Source organism: Burkholderia sp. TSV86 (assembly GCF_001522865.1).
GTDB lineage: Bacteria > Pseudomonadota > Gammaproteobacteria > Burkholderiales > Burkholderiaceae > Burkholderia.
This window is the reverse complement of sequence record NZ_LOWB01000078.1, coordinates 196,924-218,479: the sequence shown is the minus strand read 5'-3', so window position 1 is coordinate 218,479 and position 21,556 is coordinate 196,924. Positions and strand designations below refer to the sequence as shown.

Here is a 21,556-nt window from a genome sequence, read left to right as displayed (position 1 = left end):
TCACTGATTTTTCTTTGCCTGTTGAGACGGTGCATCGCCCCACGTCCAGTTCTTCGGCGGAGAGCTGACGACATTGCTGCCGTCACGTAATTGCGCGGCTGAGGCCGCCTGTTTCGCCTCGGCTGACGCCCCCTTGTTGTCACACCCGGCGAGCGTTGCAAGGGACACGAGCGCCCAAATTGCCACTTTCATTTCTGCCCCTTATTGGAAAGTCCAGCTCTTGGGAGCGGAGTGAGTGATGTTGCTGCCATCGCGCAGTTGAACACCAGCGGCGGCCTGTTGAGCCTCGCGGTCTGCAACGATCTGCGCACGCGTCGCAGCAGCAGCCTGTTGTGCGACGAGCAGCCCGCGGAGCTGGAGAAGTTGATTTGTTTGAGCGCTAGCGAGCTGATTGGCCGCCTGAATGGCCTGCATTTGCCCTTGTGCGCTCGAGGCTTGCGCTTGTAACGAACGCAGGTTTGCCGCATCCGTGACCAGCGTTTGTTGCTGCTGATCGACGCCCTTCAGCACGGCATCGTTTGCACGCTTCTGAGCTTCCGATCCGTTCACTTGCGCATCGGCCAAAGCTTGCCGCTGGGCGTCCGTGCAGCCAGTCGCGGTGAAACATGGGGACGAGCGGTAGTACGCCACGTCCTGATATCGCGACAGATAAGCGTCGATGTTGCCGGCCTGATTCTTGTAGTAATTCAACATGTCCTGCGCTTGCAGGAGCTTGTTGATCGTGCCGTTCACCTGATCCCACACGTACGCGGCCGGCGCCACCGTGTTCTGGAGCATGTTCTGGTACTGCTGCAATTGCGTTGTGTATTGCTCGATTTGCTTCTGAACAGCTTGCACGTTGTTGATCGCGCTGATCGTTGTCTGCATGACGTTCGTAACGTCGATCACTGGAATGCCACCAGCCAGCGCGGAATGCGATACCGCACCGCCGATCGCCAACGCGAGTACGACCGTTTTAGCCGCTAAAATTTTCATCTTCACAAGTGATCTCCTATCTGTTTCAAACCAATCAATTGAGACGCCAGGTAGGCCGCAGACGTGGCCCTACTCATCTACAACTGGCTGAATGACACTCCGACAGTTCGCGGCGGTAGCCGCTGGCCTCGCAGAGCAAGATTCCCGTTGAGCGCCGAAGGCGCGAATAAGGGAAAGTGAAGTAGGAGCACCGGCTTGCCGGTGGGCCTACTTCACCTATCTTGCCCCGAGATGTGCGCACAACTTTCACATGCCTAAAACGCGATCTGTCTCGTTGTTGAGGCGCTATCGAAACGCAACAGCGCAGCAGCAGCGAATCCGCGCACGGAAAACCGTGAAACTAGTGCGATTACAGCGTTTCGATTGCGTTTCGGTCGTGCATCGATCACACATCAACAGCGATGAAACATGACCTTCAAAGCAGTTCATCCTCGTTTGGAGTCGCCTTAAAGCTGAAGCCGCCAATCGCTGGAATTTCCCCCTTCTTTGGCGAACCAATTTCATTGATTTTTGGCTTGTCGCTGCGCCCTCTTTCGATTCTCGATCGAGCGGGTGTGACTCCAGGGACTGACGAATCGGTGATATGCCGTCGCACGTACTTGAGGAACGTCTCATAGCGAAATGGCACACGCCCTGTCGCGCGCATGTGTTCCCAAATGGTCTTGAGCGCGTACCCCGCTGTCGTAGCGTCGATCACATCATTACGTACTGCAAGAAACGCAACTAGATATTCGTTGCGCTTATGCTTCTCCGTATGGCGCCGCTGCGTCACCCACGCAGCCAACTCATCCGAAAAATTCTTCGTCATCCCCTGACCTCCAAGTCTTTCGTCGGTGCTTTACAGCTGGTATCCGTGCGAGCTAAGGACTTGCACCATGTTTGCGCCTTCCCAGCTTCCAGGCCGGCTAATTACCAGGCCTGCATCCTCAGCAAGCATCGCCAATAACGTGGTCGGCGTGAGGGCTCCGTGGCTCGTAAAGCCTTCCTGACGCTCGTCTTCTTGGTGCATCTGATCGCGAGCTCGTGAAGATTCGCTGCGGTCGCGTCACTCACCTCAATTGAAATTTGCTTCGTCATCTCCGCCTCTTTGCAGTTCAAATCCCGAATCGAGCAGGTGCGCGACCGCTTCGGTTGGAAAGTACATACGCCGTCCGACATAGAACTTGTGACTATTGAGGCGGTACGCCCATTCGCTCTTCGGCTTGAGCAGTGCCATTCGCAAGCCCTCCGGCTTCCGGCTCAACGTAGCGGCCAGTTGCTCGAGCGTCATGACTGCGCCGTACCGATCTTTCAGGATGTCGAACATTGAGCTCACACACTTGGATTGATTCCGGTTGATTGATGTCGTTATGCGAATTCTTGGGCAAGTGGGTATAGAATCAAAGTGCCAATAATTGAGGGGTTTTCTTACTAGGACTTAAAGACCTATGGCACGACCGGCACGAAGCGACTCTGAAAAACGACGAGGCGGAATGCGCGCAGCGGCGTTACTGCACGTACTCGCATCCCGCATAGGAGCAGGCAATCCACATCACTTTGCAGCGCTCTTCGACGAGAAGTTCGGAATGCTTACAAGTCGATCCGGAAAATGGCGGCTTAGCTTCAACGGCGAAAAGCCGCTGTCGCAACAGCAAAGAAAGCTACTGACACGTCTCGACGCTGACACTGATACCTTGCACGAGGATGGCCCGGCATCGCTATGGAAGGCGATGTGGGGGCAGCTGAGCGAGTTGCAGTCGATAGTGTCCGCTGAGCTGGAGCAATGGGGGAAGCTCGATATGGTGCTGGCTGAATTTGAGGCCGATCTGCTGTTGGCCGAATTGGAGTGCGTCCCCCTTTCTCTTGCACATTTGGTAAAGGCGGTCGCCTTGTATCGGCTGCATCAGGAAGTCGAGGCCGTCGTTCCCCTCGGTCTTGATGGTGAGGGAATATGCAGGTGCTTGCGACTCTGTCTCGATAACGACCAAATACAGCAGGAGCTCTCTCACCTTGGCGTTCAACAGGCTGTTGATGCCGAACTGACAGGTTGGATCGTATCCCGGGCCGACATGGAGATCGCATGGGCGCCGGCCGAAGAGCGATGGAATGCCGTCGCGGCACGGCTGGATTGGGTCGACTGACGGGGCAGGAATTTTAGCGGCTAAAATTCAGTCGCCCGCATCCGCCAAACGTCAACGAAGCGCGTTGGAATGCACCGGCTTGATGCCGCGATCGGACTTGCTGACGTCCCAACTCGATGCCAACGAAAAACTCCGCCCGCCGACACACCATAGACTGGCGGAGCCGCCGGCTTCCGACGTTAAGGTTTACATAGAGTTAAATCGCGCGCGCGCGTTACGGTTCTTGAAGCCCTTGCAGCGCAAGGCGCCTCGGGATGTTCCCATCCCTAAAAGCACGAAGTAGCTCATCCCTAAAAGCACGTGGCAATCCACGGTCCAGCATCCCTAAAGGCACGTGGTGATTCACAGCCGGGAGCAGGTTATCCACAACAACCGGCACGCGATTTCGGCATCATTTTGGGCCGCCGAACCTACAGGAATGCGCCTTTTCGCGAGCCTTGGCCGAGGTGCGAGGCAAGCCCTTCATCATGGCCTCGATTTCCGCTCGATAGCCCTTCGGGCCGTTGGCGTAGAACGTCACGTTGTCGGTCTTCGGATCATAGGCCATGCGGTAGTCGGGTAACTCCCCTGACACCGCCAAGGCCTTGATGGCAGCCCGGAACTTGAATAGCTTGTCGGCGCTGCCGCTCTTTTCGTGCAACGTGGCAATACTAGATTTCCAAGTTGGCTGATCGCCGCAGTGCTTGCGGGCCAGCTCGTAGATGCGTCGATCCAAAGGCTTGCGCAGGCGAAAGTAGTTAGGCGAAAGGGTTTTCACCTGCATGGCGTCCACGCTGCGAAACAGCCAATCTGGCAAGGTCACTTCCACGGCCACCATGCGGTTGCTTCCGTCACGTTCGATGACCTTGGCAGAATCAACCAATCCGAAGAACCCGCGTTCGCGTTTGCCCGCCGTCTCGATGTTGGTTTCGATGCGCGTTCCGGTGAGTCGTGCCAGCATCTCTCCCATGCGGATATAGGCACGGCCACTGGTGTCGCGATTGGTCGAGTGCAGAAAATCGTAGGCCGTGAAACGCACCGTGCGCGTGATCTCGCGACCACGGTTCTTCGCCGCGACCAACTGACTGATGCAGTAGATCCATAGATCTTTGTCGTGAATCGTCGCGCAGCCATCGACCCCAGGTTTGACAGTTACCCTAGTCTCTTTTCGTTCGTACACACGTATGCGTCGGTCGCCAGCGCGCAGGGCGAAAAGCGGGTGCTCCATGCTTGCGAGGTCGTCCTTCGGCGAAGCATCGAGAATGTCGGCGACGAAGAAATCGCACTGTCGGTGCCTCAGTGGTGCAAGGCGCGAATACGTCGATGCAGACGCATCGCAAGCCTCGCCCAGCGACGCCAGCGGCGTCGCTTCGACGATGAAAGCTTGCATCGCTCACACCTCGGCCGCAGCTTCGGTGGGATGGGCGCTGGCTTGCTTGCGATGCTGACTCCGCCGCTGCCGGGCAACCTGCTCGGCTTTGGTAGGGCGGCCTCGGCGTGGTCGTAGGACATCGGGACAGGCCGCAGCCGCCGGGCGAGGCATGCCCTCAACATGAGCAGCCAACCAACCTTCTACGTCTTCGAGGCGCCAAAGCAGCCGCTTCGTGTTCGGCAGGCGGCAAATCGGTGGAAGGGACTGCGGATTGCGGGTCGCATCGCTACGGATACTTGCGACAGATTTATGCAGGTACTGCGAAAGTTCTTCAACGGTCAGGAGTGATTTCACGGGCGAACGCCTCCAATCCCGACTGATCTGCGATCAGTCAAGTTGGATGAGGTCCGCGGAACCGAGTCTTGGCCTAGACGACCTTGCGTTGCTCAACCGAGCAGCAGAGGGCCGACATCGCATCGGTCTCAAAACTTCGGCGGGGTTTCCCCCTCGCTTCCTTGCCCGCTTTCCTAGCACGCGTCACTCTTTGCCAACCTTCTCATCCGGAATAGGCGGGACACGTGCCGGGCGATGGCCCAAAGGGCATCCATTCTTGCTTTCCTACCAATTCCGCTTATGGCAGGTGCTGCTGAACAGTCCGTGGCTCCACGCTTCTTGGGATTTGAGCGGCGCTACCCGCATCCATCCTTTGCTTTTGTCTCGTAGCCGTTCTGTACGTCTTCAGCGCGCGGCAAACCCAAATTTCTCGGGCAATGTGAGTCTACCAGCAGTGTGCGGCAGTGTCATGCAGATGGGAAGGCATGCGGCGGGATAGCGATGGCACAAATTTGGCACACACAATGTGCCAAAACCTGCATCCAAATGCAAAACAACGCACTACATCGCAAGACGTAGTGCGTTGTTTTTAAAGCAATTCTTGGTGGAGCGGAGGAGGATCGAACTCCCGACCTTCGCATTGCGAACGCGACGCTCTCCCAGCTGAGCTACCGCCCCCACACTAACAGCCGGCGATTATATATCATTTGGCGTGGATCCAGCAACAAATTTGTGGACACCTCCAATTACTTCGGCATCGCCTACTTCGGGGCAGGCGCTCCTGCCAATACCCACTGAACGACTGATTTCGCATCCGCATCACTCATCCGGGGGTGTGCAGGCATCGGAATCGCGCCCCAAACGCCCGAGCCGCCGTCCTTGACCTTTTTCACGAGTTTCGGCACTGCCTGCTGATCGTTTTTATAACGTTCAGCAATCTGCACAAATGAAGGTCCGACGAGCTTGCGATCCACTGCGTGGCATCCCATGCATGCATTGCTGCGAGCAACTCTCAAACCGTCGCCAGTATCCGCGTGCGCGGGTGTGCCTGCGACCACGTAAGCGAGTGCCACCAGCAGTCCGAGCGCTATTGCTGCACGCGCCGTCTGCTGTTTCATGGTCACCCCCATCATGGCTTCGCCGCCTTCGGATTCCCGGGATGCACGCTGCTCGAATTGGAAATCGGCGCGGGCGCTTGCAATGGCGTCGCGGTCACCGTCGAATCCGGCACGGCGGCGCCTACCGTCGCGCCATCCGTTGCCGCCGCCCCCGCCGACGCAGCCGACGCGCCGCTCGCCGGCGCCGCCGCCTTCAATGCCTGTGCCTCCGCCGGCTTGATGTACTGGAACACCTTGACGACCTTCTCGACGCCCGGCACTCGGCTCGCGACATCCGCGCCACGGTCGCCCTCGTCGCTCGTCACGAGCCCCATCAGATAAACGTTACCGCGCTCGCACACCACCTTGTAATCGTTCGCGGAAATGCCCTTCTCGGCGATCATCGCGGTTTTCACGCGCCCTTCGAGATACGAGTCGTTCGCGCGGTCCGACAGCGAGCTTGCCGGTCCCACCGCGAGTTCGTTGACGATCGCATTCACGTTGTTGATCCCGCGCACGATTTCCTCGGCGCGCTGCTTCGCCGCATCGTTGGGCACCTCGCCTGTCAACAGTGCGCGGCGGTTGAACACTGCCACGTTCACGTGCGAACCGTCCGGCAGCCCGTTGTTCAGTTGCGTCAGCGCCTTCACTTGAATCTCGCGGTCTTCGGTCTGCGCGCCGAGCGTGCGGCGATCGGTCGCCACGAGCGCACCACCGCCCGCCGCCGCGCCGACCGCCAGCAGGCAGCCCTGCAGCGTCGTCGCGACGCAAGCCGCGAGACCGATTGCAAGCGTGGTTTTAACTAGCGTCTGTCTGACGCGGCTGTAACTCATCTACGGCTCTCCTTCGAATCAATCTTCGCCCAGCAGCATCGCGTCGATGCCGTCGCACAGGCAATGAATGGTCAGCAGATGGACTTCATGGATACGCATCGCCCGATCGGACGGCACGCAGATCTGAATGTCGGTGTCAGTGAGCGCCTTACCGGTGCGCCCTCCGCCTCTGCCCGTCAGCGCGACGACGATCATCTCGCGCTCGTGCGCGTCGTCGATCGCGGCGAGCACGCGCGGCGATTCGCCGAGCGGGTCGAGCACGAGCAGCACGTCGCCCGTTTGGCCGAGCGCGCGCACTTGTTGCGCGAAGATCTGGTCAGCATCGCCCGCGACGCCCGAGCGGCTTGCATCGGTATAAAGCGCAAGGCCGGCGAGGCCGGGCCGCTCGCGCTCGAAGCCGTAGACGAGCGCGGCGGCAAGCCGTTCGGCAGCGGCGGCGGAGGGGCCATCGCCACATGCGACAATTTTGTTGCCGTTCGCAAGCGCCATGAACATCGCGTCGACGGCCGCGGCGATCGGCAGCGACAGCGCATCGAGCGCGTCATGGACGAGCGAGGCGCTATCACGGATATGTTGCTGAATACGTTCGACTGACATCGATTCCTGTCGGAATATTGCGCACGCGAGCGTGAAATCCGATCCGCTCGCGCAACATCATGAGTGCGGCGAGTTTACCGCACTCCGGCGCCTTCTCCTGGAGGTTGCCGCATCTCCTTACATCTCGACACAAGCCGGGGAGGTGGTTCGACCGGTTTGCCGCGAGTGCGGCGTGGCGCGCGGACCGTCACGCGTCGTCGATCCGGAATGCGTCGCGCAGCCAGACGAGACGGCCGCTATCGAAGCCGACGACATCGAAACGGCACGCGCACGCGCCACCCGATTTCGCCCAGAACATGTGCGCCGCAAACGCGATGCGCTGCCGCTTGCGCGGACCGATGCTGGCTGCCGCGCCGCCGTAGCGGCTGCTTGTTCGCGCGCGCACTTCGACAAATACGAGCGTGCCGTCCTGCTCGCGCATCACGAGATCGATCTCGCCGCCGCGCACGGTCACGTTGCGGGCAACGAGCACGAGCCCCGCGTGCTCGAGATAGCGTTGCGCCCGCCTCTCGAACGCGGCGCCGATCGCACGCTTGGCGCCCGCTGCCGCCGTCCGGGCGTGGCCGTGCACCGGCGCTGCTTTTGCCTGCGCGCTCGCCGCCGCGCCGCCGGCCGGCGGGTGCTGCGCCCGCGCATGGCACAATGCGGAGCTTCTTCCGTTTGCGCCATCCGTGGGCGCCTTTCGTGTCATGACTTCCCTCCTTGAACTCGCGCGCGCGCAGCATTACCCGGCGGGCGCGCTGTACATCGTCGCGACGCCGATCGGCAACGCCGCCGATATCACGCTGCGCGCGCTGCACGTGCTGACGCTCGCCGACCGGATCGCCGCGGAGGACACCCGCAACACGGGCCAGCTTCTCGCACGCTATGGCATCTCGAAGCCGCTCGTCGCAATCCACGAACACAACGAGCGCGCGGCCGCATTGAAGCTCGTCGACTATCTGCGCGCGGGTGAACGGATCGCCTACGTATCGGACGCCGGCACGCCCGGCATCTCCGATCCCGGCGCGAAACTCGTCGACGCGGCGCGCGCGGCCGGCTTCGGCGTGATTCCGTTGCCTGGCGCAAGCGCGGCGGCCGCGGCGGTGAGCGTCGCGGGCGGCTGGGCGGGCATGTTCACATTCGCCGGCTTCTTGCCGTCGAAAGCCCGGCAGCGCGACGCGGCGCTAGCGCAACTGAAAACCCATCCTTACGCGCTCGTGTTCTACGAGGCGCCGCATCGAATCGTCGAGACGGCCGAGGCGCTCGCGGCCGCGCTGGGCGGCGAGCGCCGCCTGCTGATCGCGCGCGAGCTTACCAAGCTACACGAGGAATTATTCGAAGGCACGCTGGCCGAAGGGCCAATCTGGCTGCGCGCCGATGCGAACCGGCAGCGTGGAGAATTCGCGCTCGTCGTCGAGGGCGCGCCGCAGCGCAAAAGCGACGATGATCAAAGCGCGCACGACGCGCTGCTCAGCATGCTGTTGGAAGAAGTGCCGCTCAAGAGCGCCGCGAAGCTTGCGGCAGCGCTCACGGGCGCATCGCGCAATGCGCTCTATGCGCGGGCGCTCGTGCTGAAAAAAGCAACGGACGAATAAAAGGCGCGCGCCGTCGGCCGGGTTCGGAAAAGAGCAAGGGCCGCACGAAGCGGCCCTTGCGGCAATCGATGCGGCGCGCGAATCGCGCGCTTCGCCGTTATTTGACGGAATTCGCCGCCAGCATGTCGGCGCGGGCCACGCGGGCCTCTTCCGGCGACAGCCCCTGAACCTTCACGCGCGCGATACCCGAATGAACCAGCCCGATCACCTTCGCCGCCGCATACGACAGATCCAGGATCCGGCCGCGCGAGAACGGCCCGCGGTCATTGATCTTCACGACGACGGACTTGCCGTTCGCCTGATTGGTGACACGCACGTAAGACGCGAGCGGCAGCGTGCGATGCGCAGCCGTCAGTTCGTTCATATTGAAGCGTTCGCCGTTCGCGGTACGGCGGCCGTGGAAGCCGTCGCCCTTGCCGTACCACGATGCCTTGCCGACCTGGCTGAAGCCCGACGCGTCCGCCGCATCGAGCGGCTTCGCGTCCGCAAGCGACTGACGCTTGGCGTCTTGCGAGCCGACGGGCGGCAGCGAGGCGAGCGCGGTATCGAAGCTCAGCGGCATGCCGTTCACATCCGTATTGTCCTTCACTAAACCTGAGGCGCTCGCCGTGCGCAACGCGTCCTTTGCGGACATCGGCTGTGTCTGCTCCGCAGTCGGTGCGTTCGGCGGCATCGCGCAACCTGTCAGCGCGAGTAATGCGGCCAGCATCCCGACCTGCTTCGGTAATCGAAATTTCATCGACGTGTCGCCTGTTCTGACGGGCCGCCTGCTACGTTCATATTCGCGGCCCGGACGGGTACACCGATCCTCGCCGCGTCAAGACGCGTGCGACGATCTGCATGGATGCGGCTCACGTACTGCCGCAACCGTCCTGATTAGCTTTCACGTCTGGCACAACCTGTCCCCGGCAGCCTGACCAGACCCCACATGCCGCCAACCGAACATGGCTAAGGCCATGTTCGTGCGCGTCGTTGACTCAAACGCGCAGGAACGGCGGCATAGGCCTCACCCGGCGTCACGGCAGCATGGCCGCAGCAGGCGCGCCGCGCCTGGCCGGATAAGACGTGAGCACCGACGAATCGGTACTGGATGCACCGCCGGTCATCGGCGGGCAATTGCATGGACGGCACCCCGGAGCTTGTTGCAAAACCGCCACAAATAATCGTTCCAGAATGCCTACTGGCGGCGTGGTTTCCCACGCGCATTGGACGGCATTATACATAAATGAAAACCGCCGCTTCGCAAATGGCGGGCTTTGACCATTGATTCTCGCTATGGGCGTAACAATCGGCATTGAGGCGGCGAGCGTCTGCGCCCGCGCTTTCCGGCCGGTACAATCGAGGCTTTTAGCCGGCGCCCGCCCATGAAAGTCACGCTCGTTCCAGTCACGCCGTTCCAGCAGAACTGCTCGCTGCTCGTCTGCGAAAACACGGGGCGCGCCGCCATCGTCGATCCCGGCGGCGACCTCGGGCGCATCGAGCAGGAAGTCGCGCGGCAAAATGTTCGGGTCGAGAAGATTTTGCTCACGCACGGCCATGTCGACCATTGCGCGGGCGCAAAGCAGATCGCCACGCATTACGGCGTGCCGATCGAGGGGCCACACGAAGACGAACGCTTCTGGATCGACATGCTGCCGATGCAAAGCGAGCGTCTTGGCTTTCCGGCTGCCCAGTCGTTCGAGCCGGACCGCTGGCTCGACGACGGCGCAACCGTCTCGTTCGGTGACGAAACGCTCGAGGTCTACCACTGCCCTGGCCATACGCCAGGCCACGTCGTATTTTTCAGCCGCGCGCACCGGCTCGCGATCGTCGGCGACGTGCTGTTCGCCGGCTCGATCGGCCGCACCGATTTTCCGCGCGGCAATCACGCCGACCTGATCCGCTCGATTCGGGACAAGCTCTGGCCGCTCGGCAACGACGTGACGTTCGTGCCCGGCCACGGCCCCGTCTCGACGTTCGGCGACGAGCGCCGCACGAATCCGTTTGTCGCCGACGGAGTCGCGCAATGACCGCCGACACGGCCGCCAGCCCGGAAATCTACGTCAGCACCGATGTCGAGGCAGACGGCCCGATTCCCGGCCCGCATTCGATGCTGAGTTTCGCCTCGGCCGCGTACACCGAAGACAAGACGCTGATCGCGACGTTCTCCGCGAATCTCGAGTTGCTGCCAGGCGCGGCGCCGCACCCGGTGCAAGACGCGTGGTGGAAGACGCAGCCCGATGCCTGGGCCGCATGCCGGCGAGATCTGCAATCGCCCGAGGCAGCGCTCACGGCCTATGTCGAATGGGTCGAAACGTTGCCGGGCAAGCCGGTATTCGTCGCCATGCCCGCGGGTTTCGATTTCACGTTCATGTTCTGGTACATGATGCGTTTCGCGGGGCGCTGTCCGTTTTCGTGGTCGGCGCTGGATATCAAGACACTCGCGTTCGCGTTGACGGGGCTGCCGTACCGGAAAGCGATCAAGCCGCGCTTTCCGAAGCACTGGTTCGATGCGCATCCGCACACCCATATCGCGCTCGACGACGCGATCGAGCAAGGCGCGCTGTTCTGCAACATGCTCGCCGATCTGCGCGTGTTGCAGCACACCGCGCGAGCATCTGCCGCGGCGAGCGCTCAATCCGGGGATTTAGTGGAAAATTCCGTCGGCATCCTGAAAAATTAGCAAATATCGCTCAATTTTACCGCTTTGGATTGCCTTTCCTTTCACCCGCCTCTACCATTGGCAAATAGTTGCAGCCGCCCTGGAGGCGCAGGTGACACTCGATACCTTCTCGCAAAAAATCCTTCGGCTGCTGCAGCTCGACGCGCGCCGCTCCGTGCAGGAAATTTCCGATCAAGTCGGACTTTCCAGCACGCCGTGCTGGCGCCGTATCAAGGACATGGAGCAGTCCGGCGTGATCCAGCGTTACACCGCGCTCCTCGACCGCGAGAAACTGGGGCTTCATATTTGCGCGCTCGCACACGTGCATTTGACCCGCCACAACGAGGGCGGCGTAGAACAGTTCGAGCGGGAAATCGCCACCTGCCCCGAAGTGACCGAGTGCTACAGCACCACCGGCGAGGCCGATTACATCCTCAAGATCGTCGCGCCCGATATCAAGGCCTACGATATCTTTCTGCACGAGCGGATCTTCAAGATTCCGGCGGTATCCCAGGTGCGCACGAGCGTGGTGCTGCGCGAGATCAAGTTCGACACGCAATTGCCGCTCTAATTTCGATTATTGGGCGTCTTTGGGATGGGTTGCGGCATTGGCGTACCGCAACGGCGATTCGGCTGGATTTGGTGCGTTGATTTGATTCACGCGTTTCTGTGCGCGCTTTGCGCTAGATTTTGCGCTTGCTCGACGGCTTTATCGCCGTATTGGCTGCATGGCAATACTTCGCCGGAAAATCCGTCGAACACATTTGCGCGAGAATCGGCCTGCTCCCGAAATCGAAGCAACCGGCATGCAGCGGCGTACACGATTGCAATCTCGCTGCAGAAAGCCGTAGCCGCATCCGTTTTGACGTAGCCGGTTCGTCAATCTGTCCGAGTTGCCGATCGGCTGATGCCGTTCGGATAATTAAGCCGGCCGACCCGTAACGGCGGTGTCGTGCGCCGCAAGCGCACGCGATACGCCGATGCGCCGCGCGCCGAAGCGCCGCCGCAACGCTTCGGTATCCAGACGAAGCGCCGCCGCACTGTCGCTGCGCTGCTTTGCGGACGCATCGGCGGCCAGCGTAATGTCGATCTCGAGCCCGGTGCTCAAGTAATGTAGATCGATCGTGCTCGCGCGGAATCCCGCATCCGCCAGCACCGCCTCGATCTGCCCCTTGATCTGTTCGCGAGACGGCAGCCCGAGCACCGCGCTACGCGCCACATCGTGCTCCGGATCAACGTGAATCAATGCGTCGAGCACCCGCTTATCGGTAAGCACACGCGCACGCGCGGTCTCCGCGATGTAATGCCCCTCCGACACCGACACGAGCGGATCGACGAGGATATGCGCGTCGACGAGCGCCGAATCGCCCATCTTGCGCGTGCGCAATTCGTGCACGTCGCGCACGCCCGGCGTCGACGTGATCAGCGCTCGAATCTGGGCCGACGCGTCCGCGTCGATCGCGCGATCGGACAAATCCTGCAGCGCATTCCAGCCGAACGTCCAGCCCATGCGCGCCACCATGAAGCCGACGATCGCCGCGGCAATCGGATCGAGCAGCCGCGCGCCCGCCAAGCTGCCGACGATGCCGATCGCGACGACCAGCGACGAAGCCGCATCCGAACGCGCGTGCCACGCATTCGCCACCAGCATGGCCGAACGCACGCGCTGCGCTTCGCGCAACATGTAGCGGAACAGCGCCTCTTTGGACGCGAGCACGGCGGCCGCGACAGCCAGTGCGCTCGCATGGACGGGGGGAATGTCGTCCAGATGGACGAGCCGGTCGCCCGCGCGCCACAGCATGCCGACGCCGACCGCTATCAGAATCGCGCCCAGAAAGAACGACGCGACGGTTTCGTAACGGCTATGACCATAATTGTGATCGGCATCGGGCGCTACACCACTATGCCGGTTTGCGAACAGCACGACGAAATCGGATACCAGATCGGACAAAGAATGGACGCCGTCCGCCACCAGCGCTTGGGAATGTGCAATTACCCCAATCACCATCTGCAGCGTTGCGAGAATCACGTTGACCGCAATGCTGACAAACGTGGTCTTACGCGCAACGGCCTGTTTATCCGTGCCGGCCCCGTCGTTTGAAAATATGGACATGAAATCTAGCAAACACGCGAAAGATATCGAGATTCTATCAAGCTCAACGTGAAAACGATCAGATCTCGATAAAAAAACTATAAAAATCAATCGCTTATAAAAACGCAACGCATTTTCATTTACAACTAAACATGACAATTTTATGACAAATGTTAAGAGCCGATACTAATTTAAAAATGCAAAAGGCCACGCTCCCCACCAGGGGGCGTGGCCTTTTGATCCGACAACCGGAATCTTGGCGTTTAGATCGCGAATTGCTCGCGATTCTTGCCGGCAATCCAGCGCGGCGGTTTTCCGCGGCCCGACCAAGTCGCACCGGTTTCCGGATCGCGGTATTTTGCCGCGACGCCAGCCCGGGGGCGCGCTGCTTTTCCGGCTTTACCGCGACTAAGGCCGAGTTCGGCAAGCGTAAAACCGTAATCAGCGATCTTTTGTTTCACATCGCCCAATACTTCAGCGTATTCACGCGAGCGAGCTTCTTCGATCTGCTTCTCCAGCTTTTCCCGCTGGGCCAGAAGATCCTTGTACGAAGACATAAATTCCCTTTTATATGACCAAATGGCACCACTCTTTGGTGGCTTGCCATCACAATGTAATGATGCCTCGGATAATTGGATCGAAGATTAGCACAAAACAGAATTGGGTGAATACTGAGACATCAAAATAAATGTTGTATTTTGTGATTCGATTGTCTGAATTGGCCAGCATCTGCTAGATCCGAAGTTATTGAGAGTCTTACAAGCGGATTAGTTGATTGCAGCACATAATTTAAGCTCGCAAAGTGCGCAACCGAACAGTACTCCCGATTTGGAAGTTTTCATCAAACGAAAGGTTTTCGCTTTGAAAGTACGATTTCACATGTTTAGTTTAAATACGAAACCTGTCGCAAAAGCGTTCAAAATCGTAAGTCCTTTTTTAAGCCAGTGAAACAGTTGCGGCTTCCCGCAATGCAGCGGCAAGCGCGTCGATGTCCATTTTCGGCGAATCGAATGGCGTGCGCCGCCGGATTCCGCGCCAACGCCAATCCGCGCCATAGCGATCGATGCCCAGCAGTTCGAGTCCGGGCCGCCGTTGCTGCGATGCAACATGCTTATCCCATTCGTCCCATAACGCGCGCTCATCGTCGTAACCGACGGGCGCGAGCGGATCGAGCGCCGCTGCATCAAGCCAGCCCATCCGGCCAAATCCGCCGATGTAGCGCAGCCGCTCGCACGTCAGCGCCCAGAACGAAAAATCGCCGAGCGCGAGATAGCGCGCGGCGTCCGGGTGATAGCGCAGGTAGCGCGCGGCCACGTGCGCATCGGCGCCGACCGGCTCGATGCGGCCGACGAGCGTCGCGCGTTCAGCGTCGAGCACGTCGCCCTCGTTTGCATCGGTGGTTGCGGCACCCAGGCCGTCGGCAACGAGAAACCCCACGCGCGGATCGGCCATGAAATTGCGCGTGTGCTCGGCAAGCCCGCTCACGAGCACGATGGGCCGATGGCGCGCATCGAGCGCGTATGGCATGACGCTCGGATACGGATAGCTCGCGCCATCAGTACTTTCGAGCGGGCGAGACTGCGTGGCGAGCGTGCCGAATTTATTGCGATGCAGCAAATGAAGCGGTAGGACGGCGGAAATATTCACGTGGAAGACCCTTATAGAGAAAAAAGAGCCGGGGAATGTGGCCGGCTGCGTGATTAGCTCAACGCACCTGCCGCCGCGCGCGGCGCGCAAATCAGAACCTGCGGCAGCGTTTGCATTGAGACTAGCCGATAACCCAGCATCGCTTGTCCGCGCGCGTGACGCAACCGGATCAGCCAAGCGGCGGACCATACGCTCCGTTAGAATCGGCGCTGGTCTTCGTGGAAACGCGCCGTAATCTGCAAGCCGTTTCCCTCCCGTTCATCCTGCCTTCGACGAGTTTTCTGTGTCAGACCAGTCGCCTGATCTTGCCTCTTCCTGCGCGATTCATCGCGGGCTTCCCGTGTCGACGCGCCAACGCGCGCGTGCCGCGACCATGGCGCTTTTTTTCGTCGCCGGCATGATGTACGCAACCTGGGGCGTGCATGTGCCGACTGTCCGCGACAAATTCGCGCTGTCGCCGGCGCTGCTGTCGTTCGCACTCCTCGCGGTTGCGGTCGGCTCGATCGCCGCGATGACGACCAATGCGCGCTGGATCGCGCGCGTCGGCTCGCGCACCGCGTGTCTGGCGGGCGGCGCCGGGATGTGCGTATGCGCGGCGCTGATTCTGGTCACGCCGACCTATGCGCTGCTGCTCACGGTGCTCGCGCTGTTCGGCTTCTCGATGGCAACGCTCGACGTCGCGATGAACGCCGAGGCTAGCGCCGTGGAAACCGCGTTCGGCAAGCCGATCATGTCGATGTTGCACGGCATGTTCAGCGCGGGCGGGATGGCGGGCGCGGCGGCGGGTGGCGCGCTGCTGTCCGCCGGCATGGCGCCCGCCGCCCATCTCGCGCTTGCCGCGCTCATTAGCGCGATCGTGCTCGCCGTCGCCTGCCCGGCGGTGTTGCCGCACGTCCCGCACGCCGCCGCGCACGGCAGCGGCCCGCGCGCGAACCGCTGGCGCTCGGCCGCGTTGTGGATGCTCGGCGCGATCGCGCTCGTCGCGCTGATCGCGGAAGGCGCGATGTACGACTGGGCCACCGTCTATATGCGCGACGTGGTCGCCGCGTCGCCGGCGCTTGCGAGCGCTGCCTATGCGGCGTTTTCGGGCGGAATGGCGGCAGCGCGCTTCGCGGGCGACGCGGTGCGCGCCCGTTTCGGCGCGCCGCAGCTCATCTGCGCGAGCGCGACGCTGGCGTGCATCGGCATGATCGGCGCACTGCTGATGCCGTATCCGGCCGTCGCGCTCGTGGGCTTCACGCTGATGGGGCTCGGCCTCGCGAACATGATGCCGGTGCTGTTCGCCGCCGCCGCGCGCGTCGAAGGCATTCATGCGGCCGAAGGTCTCGCGCATGTTGCCGGGCTCGCTTATTTCGGGCTGCTGTTCGGCCCGGTCGTGATCGGCGCGGTCACGCAAGCGGCCAATTTGTCGATCGGGCTGTCCGTCGTCGCACTGTGCGCGGCGTTTGTCGCGTTTATCGCGCCGAGGGTGTTGAGCCGGTTGAAGATTTAATGCGGCTTGAAATCGCCGTCCGCCATTCGGCATCGAGCGCATCGACCAATTGAGCGGCCGTTTGCGTGGCGCCGCGCCTGCGGCTGAGCGGCGCGCCCTGGCCCGACCACAGCGACAGATATTCGCCGTCGCCCGCGCGCGCGGCTGCCTGCCGCAATTCCTGCGTCAGCGCATTTTGCACCGGATAGGGCGCCACCGAATCGGGTTGCGCCGACAGCCGCGCGATCAACGCATTGCGAATGCCGCGCGCATGCCGGCCGGTGACCGCGCGCGTGAGCGTCGTCGATGTATCGCTGCTCGTGGCGATGCGCGCTTTCCATGCTTCCGGCGTCGCGCTCTGCGTGCATGTGATAAACGCGGTGCCGAGTTGCGCGGCCTGTGCGCCGAGCGCAAGCGCGGCCGCAATTCCGCGTCCGTCCATGATGCCGCCCGCCGCGAGCACTGGCAGCCCGGTCGCGTCGACGAGTTGCGGCACGAGTGCGATCGTGCCGATCAGCGCATCGTCGGCCGCGCCGATGAACGTGCCGCGATGGCCGCCCGCCTCCGCGCCTTGTGCGCAAATTGCATCCGCGCCTGCATCACGCCACGCGAGCCCCTCGGCAACATGCGTGGCCGTGCCGATCACATAAGTGCCCGCGGCTTTGAGCCGCTCGACATCGGCACGATCGAGCACGCCGAACGTAAAGCTCGCGACAGGCACGCGCGCAGCGACGAGCGCATCGAATTGCGCGCGAAAATCCGGCGCGTAACGCGCAAGCGGCGCGCCGGGCGGCAGTTCGAATGCGGCGCGCAACGGATCGATCACGGCGAGCGCGCGGCGCACGGCCGTCTCGTCGGGATGCGCATCGGGCAGGATGAAAAGATTGACGGCGAACGGCCGGCTTGTCGCCGCGCGCACCGCCGCAATCTCGGCCGTGAGCTTGTCGGGCGCGAACGATCCGCCTGCGAGACTGCCGAGCGCGCCGGCATTCGAGACGGCCGCAACCATCGCGGGCGTCGTCACGCCGACCATCGGCGCTTGCACGAGCGGCAAGCGCAAATCGAAACGGGCGGCGAATGGGGTAGGATCAAAGCGGGAAGTCATCGCGAACCTCGACAAGATAACGCGCACGAGAGGGATCGGCCGGTACGGGGACTGTACCCGCGCACGACGCGGCTGGAAAATGAATAATCCAGATCGATTCGATCGCATAGCGAGAAGGCAGGGTGGGCGACGGATGGCTGCGGCACTGCGTCGGCGTGAGTTTGGTGGCACACTGGCTCGCCGTTTTTCCGATCCATGGGGCCGTGGCCGGTTCTGGCAGGAGACGAGAGAGTTGGAGAACATGGGACGGGGGGGCTAAAGCGCTAACTCCCGTCGACCGCCGTGAGGCCGGAGTCGCTGCTGAAGCATCACTCCGGCCAATCACGGCATGGGACGGGAGTAAGCGCTAAAGCGCTAACTCCCGTCGACACACAGGAGATTCAGCATGGCGTCACAATGGATCGATATCCCCGCAGGCAACGATACGTTTGGCGGCTATCTATCGCTGCCTAAGCGCGGCAAGGGCCCGGCCATCGTCATCATCCAGGAAATCTTCGGCGTCAACGGCCACATCCGATCGGTCGCCGACCAATATGCGGCCGATGGCTACGTCGCGCTCGCCCCCGACGTGTTCTGGCGCACGCAACCCCGCGTCGAGCTTGGCTATGAAGGCGCGGACCGCGACAGAGGCATCGAGCTGCTGCAAAAAACCAACGTCGCGCAAGCCGTCGCCGACATCGGCGCAGCCGCCGCGGCGTTGCGCGCGCGGCCCGAGGTCGAAGGCAAGCTCGCCGCGATCGGCTACTGCTTCGGCGGCCGCCTCGCGTATCTCGCCGCGTCGCAGCAGCACGTCGACGTCGCGGTCGCATATTACGGCGGCGGCATCCAGAATCACGTCGATGTCGCCGCGAAAATCGCGCAGCCCATTCTCTTTCACTACGCGGGCCACGATACGTCGATCCCGCTCGACGCCGTCGACAAGGTCAAAGCCGCGTTCGCTGGCCGCGCCAATGCCGAGTTTCATCTGTATCCGCACGCGCAGCACGGTTTCAACTGCGCCGAGCGCGCGTCATACGATCAGTGCGCCGCGGCATTGGCACACGGCCGCACGCTGACTTTTCTTGCCGAGCATCTGTAATCTGTCGCTTCGACGAAATCGCCATAAGCCATCACCACGAAATCGGCGCGCGCGCATTCCGCGCGCGCCTGCGCCCGGCGTCGGATCGCGCCGTTCGCCGCGCTCGACCACACGGGGGATTGCCTTGCACGCCGACTATCTGTCATATGACGCAATCGGGCTCGCGCAGCTCGTCGCTCGACGCGAAGTAAGCGCACGTGAACTGCTCGATGCCGCAATCGACCGCGCCGACGCGTTGAATCCGGCGCTCAACGCAATCGTGCTGAGCGACTACGCGGCCGCGCGCGAGCGCGCGGCGCAGGGCGCGCTGCTCGGACCGTTCGCCGGTGTTCCGTATCTCGTCAAGGACCTCGGCGCCGCAGTGGCCGGACTGCCGCTGTCGATGGGCAGCCGGCATTACCGTCATTACGTGCCCACCGAGGATTCGCCGCTCATCGCCCGCACGAAGGCCGCCGGGTTCAACATCTTCGGCAAGACCAACACGTCCGAATGCGGGCAAGTGCCGTACACCGAATCCGCGCTCTTTGGCGCATGCCGCAATCCGTGGAATCTCGATCACACGCCGGGCGGTTCGAGCGGCGGAGCAGCGGCGGCGGTCGCCGCCGGCATCGTGCCGCTCGCACATGCGTCCGACGGCGGCGGCTCGATCCGGATTCCCGCGTCATGCTGCGGGCTGTTCGGCTTCAAACCGTCGCACGATCCGGACGCTGCGGCCCGAGCCACGCCGGGCAATCTCGTCGCCGAACATGCGCTGTCGCGCAGCGTGCGCGACAGCGCGTTCCTGCTCGACGTGACGTCAGGCCGGGCCGCGCCAGGCCGGGCCGCGTCAGGCGATGCCGTCGTGTACGGCGGTGCCTATCTCGATGCGCTCGACACGCCGCCCACCGCACTCAAGATCGGCTACATCACCGACCCGATGCTTGCCCCCGCCCTCGCCCCCGATGTGCGCGACGCGCTCGACGACGCGGCCAAGCTCGCCGCATCGCTCGGCCATATCGTCGAACCGGCGTCGTTCAATATCGATTTCGAGCAGATCGGTGAAGTATTCCTGACGTTATGGGCAACCTTCGCCGAAGCAGCCGTACTCGACGCGCAGCAGATGACGGGACGCAAGCCCAAGCGCGCCGAGTTCGAACCCGCGACCTGGGCGATGGCTCAGGTCGGCCGCCGGTTCGCACGCGAGCAATTGCCGCGCGCACTCGAACTGCAGCGGCAGATCACGGCGCGCGTGGCGGGCGTCGTCGCACGCTACGACGTGATTCTGTGCGCAACGCTGGCCGGACCGCCCGTCAAGATCGGCGAACTGTTGCCGACGCCGGTCGAAACCGCGCAGATGAAAGCGGTCGGCATGCTGCCGGTGAAACCATTGCTGAAGCAGATGCTGGTGCAAACGTCACGAAAGGCGTTCGCGTGGGCGGGTTGCACCGAGCTTTTCAATCTGACCGGGCAGCCGGCGATGTCGGTGCCGCTTTATTGGACGCCGCGCGGGCTGCCGGTCGGCGTGCAATTCGTCGCGCGGCACGGCGACGATGCGCGTCTGTTCGCGCTCGCGCATCAGCTCGAACTCGCGCGGCCCTGGTTCGACAAGTGGCCGCCGCTCGCCCGCGCGCAGGCTTAAGGCCGCTATGGCGGTAAGCGGCGGCAGGCCGCGCACACGCCCGCGTTGCGCGGCGCGGCAATGCGCGTGGTGCGTGGTGCCGTCTTCCGCGCGCACGCAAAAAAAGAGGCGAAACCAGCAGGTTTCGCCTCGTCATCGCGTATGTACAACAGACGGGTTACGACCCGCCGACCCGCAAACTCAGAAGCCGAGCCGCTCGCAGACCGCTTTGGTCGCCGCCGCGCCGTTCAGCGTGTAGAAATGCAGCCCTGGGACGCCCGCGTCGACCAGCCGCCGGCACAGCCCGGCGACGACGTCGGTGCCGAACGCGCGAATCGATTCCTTATCGTCACCGAAACTCTCGAGCCGGCGCGCGATCCAGCGTGGCACTTCCGCGCCGCACATCTCGGAGAAGCGCACCAGTTGCGAGAAATTCGTGATCGGCATGATGCCCGGCACGATCGGCACGTCGGCGCCGAGCTTCGCCGCATCGTCGACAAAACGGAAGTAGGCGTCCGCGTTATAGAAATACTGCGTGATTGCCGCGTTCGCGCCCGCCTTCACCTTGCGCACGAAGTTCTCGAGATCGGCCTTCGGCGAGCGTGCCTGCGGGTGATATTCCGGATAGGCGGCAACTTCGATCCGAAACCAGTCGCCATGCTCCGCGCGGATGAAACTGACGAGTTCGGACGCGTAGCGCAGCTCACCGACCTCGCCCATGCCCGACGGCAAGTCACCGCGCAGCGCAACGATGTGGCGAATGCCATGCGAGCGGTATTGGTCAAGAATCGCGCGCAGGCTGTCCTTCGACGAGCCGATGCACGACAGATGCGGCGCGGCTTCGAGCCCCGCCTTCTGCATGTCGAGCACGGTGTCGAGGGTGCCTTGCTGCGTCGAGCCGCCGGCGCCGAACGTGACGGACACGAATTTCGGCGCAAGCGGCGCAAGCTGCGCGCACGTCGTGCGCAGCTTGTCGACGCCTTCCGCTGTCTTGGGCGGAAAGAATTCGAAGGAAAGTTCGATCGGGTTCATGATGGATAAG

Annotated in this window: 23 protein-coding genes and 1 tRNA gene; 8 read left to right on the top strand and 16 right to left on the bottom strand. The window is 62.3% G+C overall.

The genetic code is table 11. The features are described 5' to 3' along the window. From WS68_RS26270 to WS68_RS15055, 4 genes are all read right to left on the bottom strand, one after another. A complete protein-coding gene (locus WS68_RS26270) occupies positions 1 to 192 on the bottom strand; it encodes a hypothetical protein (protein WP_082710054.1) in 192 nt (63 codons plus the stop codon). 9 nt (positions 193 to 201) lie between these two features. Continuing rightward, the gene (gene trbJ, locus WS68_RS15060; protein ID WP_231753026.1) at positions 202 to 981 is read right to left on the bottom strand and encodes a P-type conjugative transfer protein TrbJ; all 780 of its coding nucleotides are present in this window, start codon (positions 979 to 981) and stop codon (positions 202 to 204) included. A gap of 409 nt (positions 982 to 1,390) precedes the next feature. After that, the gene (locus tag WS68_RS28390) at positions 1,391 to 1,783 is read right to left on the bottom strand and encodes a TraK family protein (RefSeq protein WP_197419612.1); all 393 of its coding nucleotides are present in this window, start codon (positions 1,781 to 1,783) and stop codon (positions 1,391 to 1,393) included. Between the two features lie 246 nt (positions 1,784 to 2,029). Beyond that, positions 2,030 to 2,281, bottom strand: coding sequence for a hypothetical protein (locus WS68_RS15055; RefSeq protein ID WP_059571556.1), 252 nt, complete (start codon positions 2,279 to 2,281; stop codon positions 2,030 to 2,032). Between the two features lie 166 nt (positions 2,282 to 2,447). On the opposite strand from WS68_RS15055, the gene WS68_RS15050 reads away from it, so the two are divergent. Beyond that, positions 2,448 to 3,095 carry a hypothetical protein gene (locus WS68_RS15050; RefSeq protein ID WP_231753025.1) on the top strand — a complete coding sequence of 216 codons (648 nt, stop codon included), beginning with the start codon at positions 2,448 to 2,450 and terminating at the stop codon, positions 3,093 to 3,095. 391 nt (positions 3,096 to 3,486) lie between these two features. Here the strand turns inward: WS68_RS15050 and WS68_RS15045 are convergent, their stop codons facing one another. The 6 genes from WS68_RS15045 to WS68_RS15025 form a co-directional block, all read right to left on the bottom strand. Further along, on the bottom strand, positions 3,487 to 4,464 hold the full coding sequence (locus tag WS68_RS15045) for a replication initiator protein A (RefSeq protein ID WP_059571554.1): 978 nt from the start codon (positions 4,462 to 4,464) through the stop codon (positions 3,487 to 3,489). Positions 4,465 to 5,381: 917 nt separating this feature from the next. Next, positions 5,382 to 5,457: transfer RNA gene (locus tag WS68_RS15040), tRNA-Ala, on the bottom strand. A gap of 83 nt (positions 5,458 to 5,540) precedes the next feature. Then, positions 5,541 to 5,909 carry a c-type cytochrome gene (locus WS68_RS26255; RefSeq protein ID WP_231753028.1) on the bottom strand — a complete coding sequence of 123 codons (369 nt, stop codon included), beginning with the start codon at positions 5,907 to 5,909 and terminating at the stop codon, positions 5,541 to 5,543. Beyond that, on the bottom strand, positions 5,909 to 6,709 hold the full coding sequence (locus tag WS68_RS15035) for a BON domain-containing protein (protein ID WP_059571553.1): 801 nt from the start codon (positions 6,707 to 6,709) through the stop codon (positions 5,909 to 5,911). Before WS68_RS15035 ends, WS68_RS26255 begins: the two co-directional genes overlap by 1 nt. An 18-nt stretch (positions 6,710 to 6,727) precedes the next feature. After that, positions 6,728 to 7,306, bottom strand: a complete 579-nt coding sequence (locus tag WS68_RS15030; protein WP_059571552.1) for an SIS domain-containing protein — start codon at positions 7,304 to 7,306, stop codon at positions 6,728 to 6,730. A gap of 187 nt (positions 7,307 to 7,493) precedes the next feature. After that, positions 7,494 to 7,949 carry a YraN family protein gene (locus WS68_RS15025; RefSeq protein ID WP_442857169.1) on the bottom strand — a complete coding sequence of 152 codons (456 nt, stop codon included), beginning with the start codon at positions 7,947 to 7,949 and terminating at the stop codon, positions 7,494 to 7,496. A gap of 46 nt (positions 7,950 to 7,995) precedes the next feature. On the opposite strand from WS68_RS15025, the gene rsmI reads away from it, so the two are divergent. Beyond that, entirely contained in the window at positions 7,996 to 8,883 is an 888-nt protein-coding gene (rsmI, locus tag WS68_RS15020) for a 16S rRNA (cytidine(1402)-2'-O)-methyltransferase (RefSeq protein ID WP_059571550.1), read from the top strand. 97 nt (positions 8,884 to 8,980) lie between these two features. Here rsmI and WS68_RS15015 read toward each other — a convergent pair whose 3' ends face one another. Further along, on the bottom strand, positions 8,981 to 9,622 hold the full coding sequence (locus WS68_RS15015) for a septal ring lytic transglycosylase RlpA family protein (RefSeq protein ID WP_059571549.1): 642 nt from the start codon (positions 9,620 to 9,622) through the stop codon (positions 8,981 to 8,983). A 625-nt stretch (positions 9,623 to 10,247) separates the two neighbouring features. Between WS68_RS15015 and WS68_RS15010 the strand changes: the two genes are divergently transcribed. The 3 genes from WS68_RS15010 (at position 10,248) to WS68_RS15000 (ending at position 12,095) form a co-directional block, all read left to right on the top strand. Then, positions 10,248 to 10,892 (top strand): MBL fold metallo-hydrolase, encoded by a 645-nt coding sequence (locus WS68_RS15010; RefSeq protein ID WP_059571548.1) that lies wholly within the window; start codon positions 10,248 to 10,250, stop codon positions 10,890 to 10,892. Next, entirely contained in the window at positions 10,889 to 11,545 is a 657-nt protein-coding gene (locus tag WS68_RS15005) for a hypothetical protein (RefSeq protein ID WP_059571547.1), read from the top strand. The genes WS68_RS15010 and WS68_RS15005 overlap by 4 nt, the downstream gene beginning before the upstream one ends. Before the next feature lie 91 nt (positions 11,546 to 11,636). Then, on the top strand, positions 11,637 to 12,095 hold the full coding sequence (locus tag WS68_RS15000; protein ID WP_004195771.1) for an Lrp/AsnC family transcriptional regulator: 459 nt from the start codon (positions 11,637 to 11,639) through the stop codon (positions 12,093 to 12,095). Between the two features lie 351 nt (positions 12,096 to 12,446). Here the strand turns inward: WS68_RS15000 and WS68_RS14995 are convergent, their stop codons facing one another. The 3 genes from WS68_RS14995 to WS68_RS14985 all read right to left on the bottom strand — a co-directional run bounded on the left by WS68_RS14995 (position 12,447) and on the right by WS68_RS14985 (position 15,263). Beyond that, the gene (locus tag WS68_RS14995) at positions 12,447 to 13,637 is read right to left on the bottom strand and encodes a cation diffusion facilitator family transporter (protein ID WP_059571546.1); all 1,191 of its coding nucleotides are present in this window, start codon (positions 13,635 to 13,637) and stop codon (positions 12,447 to 12,449) included. A 242-nt stretch (positions 13,638 to 13,879) separates the two neighbouring features. Continuing rightward, positions 13,880 to 14,173, bottom strand: coding sequence for an H-NS histone family protein (locus WS68_RS14990; RefSeq protein WP_059516211.1), 294 nt, complete (start codon positions 14,171 to 14,173; stop codon positions 13,880 to 13,882). A gap of 379 nt (positions 14,174 to 14,552) precedes the next feature. Then, the gene (locus WS68_RS14985; RefSeq protein WP_059571545.1) at positions 14,553 to 15,263 is read right to left on the bottom strand and encodes a HugZ family pyridoxamine 5'-phosphate oxidase; all 711 of its coding nucleotides are present in this window, start codon (positions 15,261 to 15,263) and stop codon (positions 14,553 to 14,555) included. Positions 15,264 to 15,546: 283 nt separating this feature from the next. On the opposite strand from WS68_RS14985, the gene WS68_RS14980 reads away from it, so the two are divergent. After that, a complete protein-coding gene (locus tag WS68_RS14980) occupies positions 15,547 to 16,755 on the top strand; it encodes an MFS transporter (RefSeq protein WP_059571544.1) in 1,209 nt (402 codons plus the stop codon). Here WS68_RS14980 and WS68_RS14975 read toward each other — a convergent pair. After that, a complete protein-coding gene (locus WS68_RS14975) occupies positions 16,718 to 17,839 on the bottom strand; it encodes an NAD(P)H-dependent flavin oxidoreductase (RefSeq protein WP_059571543.1) in 1,122 nt (373 codons plus the stop codon). The two genes, WS68_RS14980 and WS68_RS14975, sit on opposite strands and share 38 nt — an antisense overlap. A gap of 385 nt (positions 17,840 to 18,224) precedes the next feature. Between WS68_RS14975 and WS68_RS14970 the strand changes: the two genes are divergently transcribed. Both WS68_RS14970 and WS68_RS14965 read left to right on the top strand, forming a co-directional pair. Next, positions 18,225 to 18,917, top strand: coding sequence for a dienelactone hydrolase family protein (locus WS68_RS14970; protein ID WP_059571542.1), 693 nt, complete (start codon positions 18,225 to 18,227; stop codon positions 18,915 to 18,917). A 124-nt stretch (positions 18,918 to 19,041) separates the two neighbouring features. Next, complete coding sequence (locus tag WS68_RS14965; RefSeq protein ID WP_059571541.1) at positions 19,042 to 20,535, top strand: amidase; 1,494 nt, start codon at positions 19,042 to 19,044, stop codon at positions 20,533 to 20,535. A gap of 180 nt (positions 20,536 to 20,715) precedes the next feature. Here the strand turns inward: WS68_RS14965 and metF are convergent, their stop codons facing one another. Next, a complete protein-coding gene (gene metF / locus WS68_RS14960) occupies positions 20,716 to 21,546 on the bottom strand; it encodes a methylenetetrahydrofolate reductase [NAD(P)H] (protein WP_059571540.1) in 831 nt (276 codons plus the stop codon). Positions 21,547 to 21,556: the final 10 nt, after the last annotated feature.

What these genes read in the sequence shown, in the direction of transcription:
- WS68_RS14975 (WP_059571543.1), bottom strand. Translation starts at nt 17,839, where the DNA reads ATGACTTCCCGCTTTGATCCTACCCCATTCGCCGCCCGTTTCGATTTG.
- WS68_RS15015 (WP_059571549.1), bottom strand. Translation starts at nt 9,622, where the DNA reads ATGAAATTTCGATTACCGAAGCAGGTCGGGATGCTGGCCGCATTACTC.
- WS68_RS15050 (WP_231753025.1), top strand. Translation starts at nt 2,448, where the DNA reads ATGCGCGCAGCGGCGTTACTGCACGTACTCGCATCCCGCATAGGAGCA.
- rsmI (WP_059571550.1), top strand. Translation starts at nt 7,996, where the DNA reads ATGACTTCCCTCCTTGAACTCGCGCGCGCGCAGCATTACCCGGCGGGC.
- WS68_RS15010 (WP_059571548.1), top strand. Translation starts at nt 10,248, where the DNA reads ATGAAAGTCACGCTCGTTCCAGTCACGCCGTTCCAGCAGAACTGCTCG.
- WS68_RS14970 (WP_059571542.1), top strand. Translation starts at nt 18,225, where the DNA reads ATGGCGTCACAATGGATCGATATCCCCGCAGGCAACGATACGTTTGGC.
- metF (WP_059571540.1), bottom strand. Translation starts at nt 21,546, where the DNA reads ATGAACCCGATCGAACTTTCCTTCGAATTCTTTCCGCCCAAGACAGCG.
- WS68_RS15030 (WP_059571552.1), bottom strand. Translation starts at nt 7,306, where the DNA reads ATGTCAGTCGAACGTATTCAGCAACATATCCGTGATAGCGCCTCGCTC.
- WS68_RS28390 (WP_197419612.1), bottom strand. Translation starts at nt 1,783, where the DNA reads ATGACGAAGAATTTTTCGGATGAGTTGGCTGCGTGGGTGACGCAGCGG.
- WS68_RS26255 (WP_231753028.1), bottom strand. Translation starts at nt 5,909, where the DNA reads ATGGGGGTGACCATGAAACAGCAGACGGCGCGTGCAGCAATAGCGCTC.
- WS68_RS14995 (WP_059571546.1), bottom strand. Translation starts at nt 13,637, where the DNA reads ATGTCCATATTTTCAAACGACGGGGCCGGCACGGATAAACAGGCCGTT.
- WS68_RS15045 (WP_059571554.1), bottom strand. Translation starts at nt 4,464, where the DNA reads ATGCAAGCTTTCATCGTCGAAGCGACGCCGCTGGCGTCGCTGGGCGAG.
- WS68_RS15005 (WP_059571547.1), top strand. Translation starts at nt 10,889, where the DNA reads ATGACCGCCGACACGGCCGCCAGCCCGGAAATCTACGTCAGCACCGAT.
- WS68_RS26270 (WP_082710054.1), bottom strand. Translation starts at nt 192, where the DNA reads ATGAAAGTGGCAATTTGGGCGCTCGTGTCCCTTGCAACGCTCGCCGGG.
- WS68_RS15035 (WP_059571553.1), bottom strand. Translation starts at nt 6,709, where the DNA reads ATGAGTTACAGCCGCGTCAGACAGACGCTAGTTAAAACCACGCTTGCA.
- WS68_RS15055 (WP_059571556.1), bottom strand. Translation starts at nt 2,281, where the DNA reads ATGTTCGACATCCTGAAAGATCGGTACGGCGCAGTCATGACGCTCGAG.
- WS68_RS14990 (WP_059516211.1), bottom strand. Translation starts at nt 14,173, where the DNA reads ATGTCTTCGTACAAGGATCTTCTGGCCCAGCGGGAAAAGCTGGAGAAG.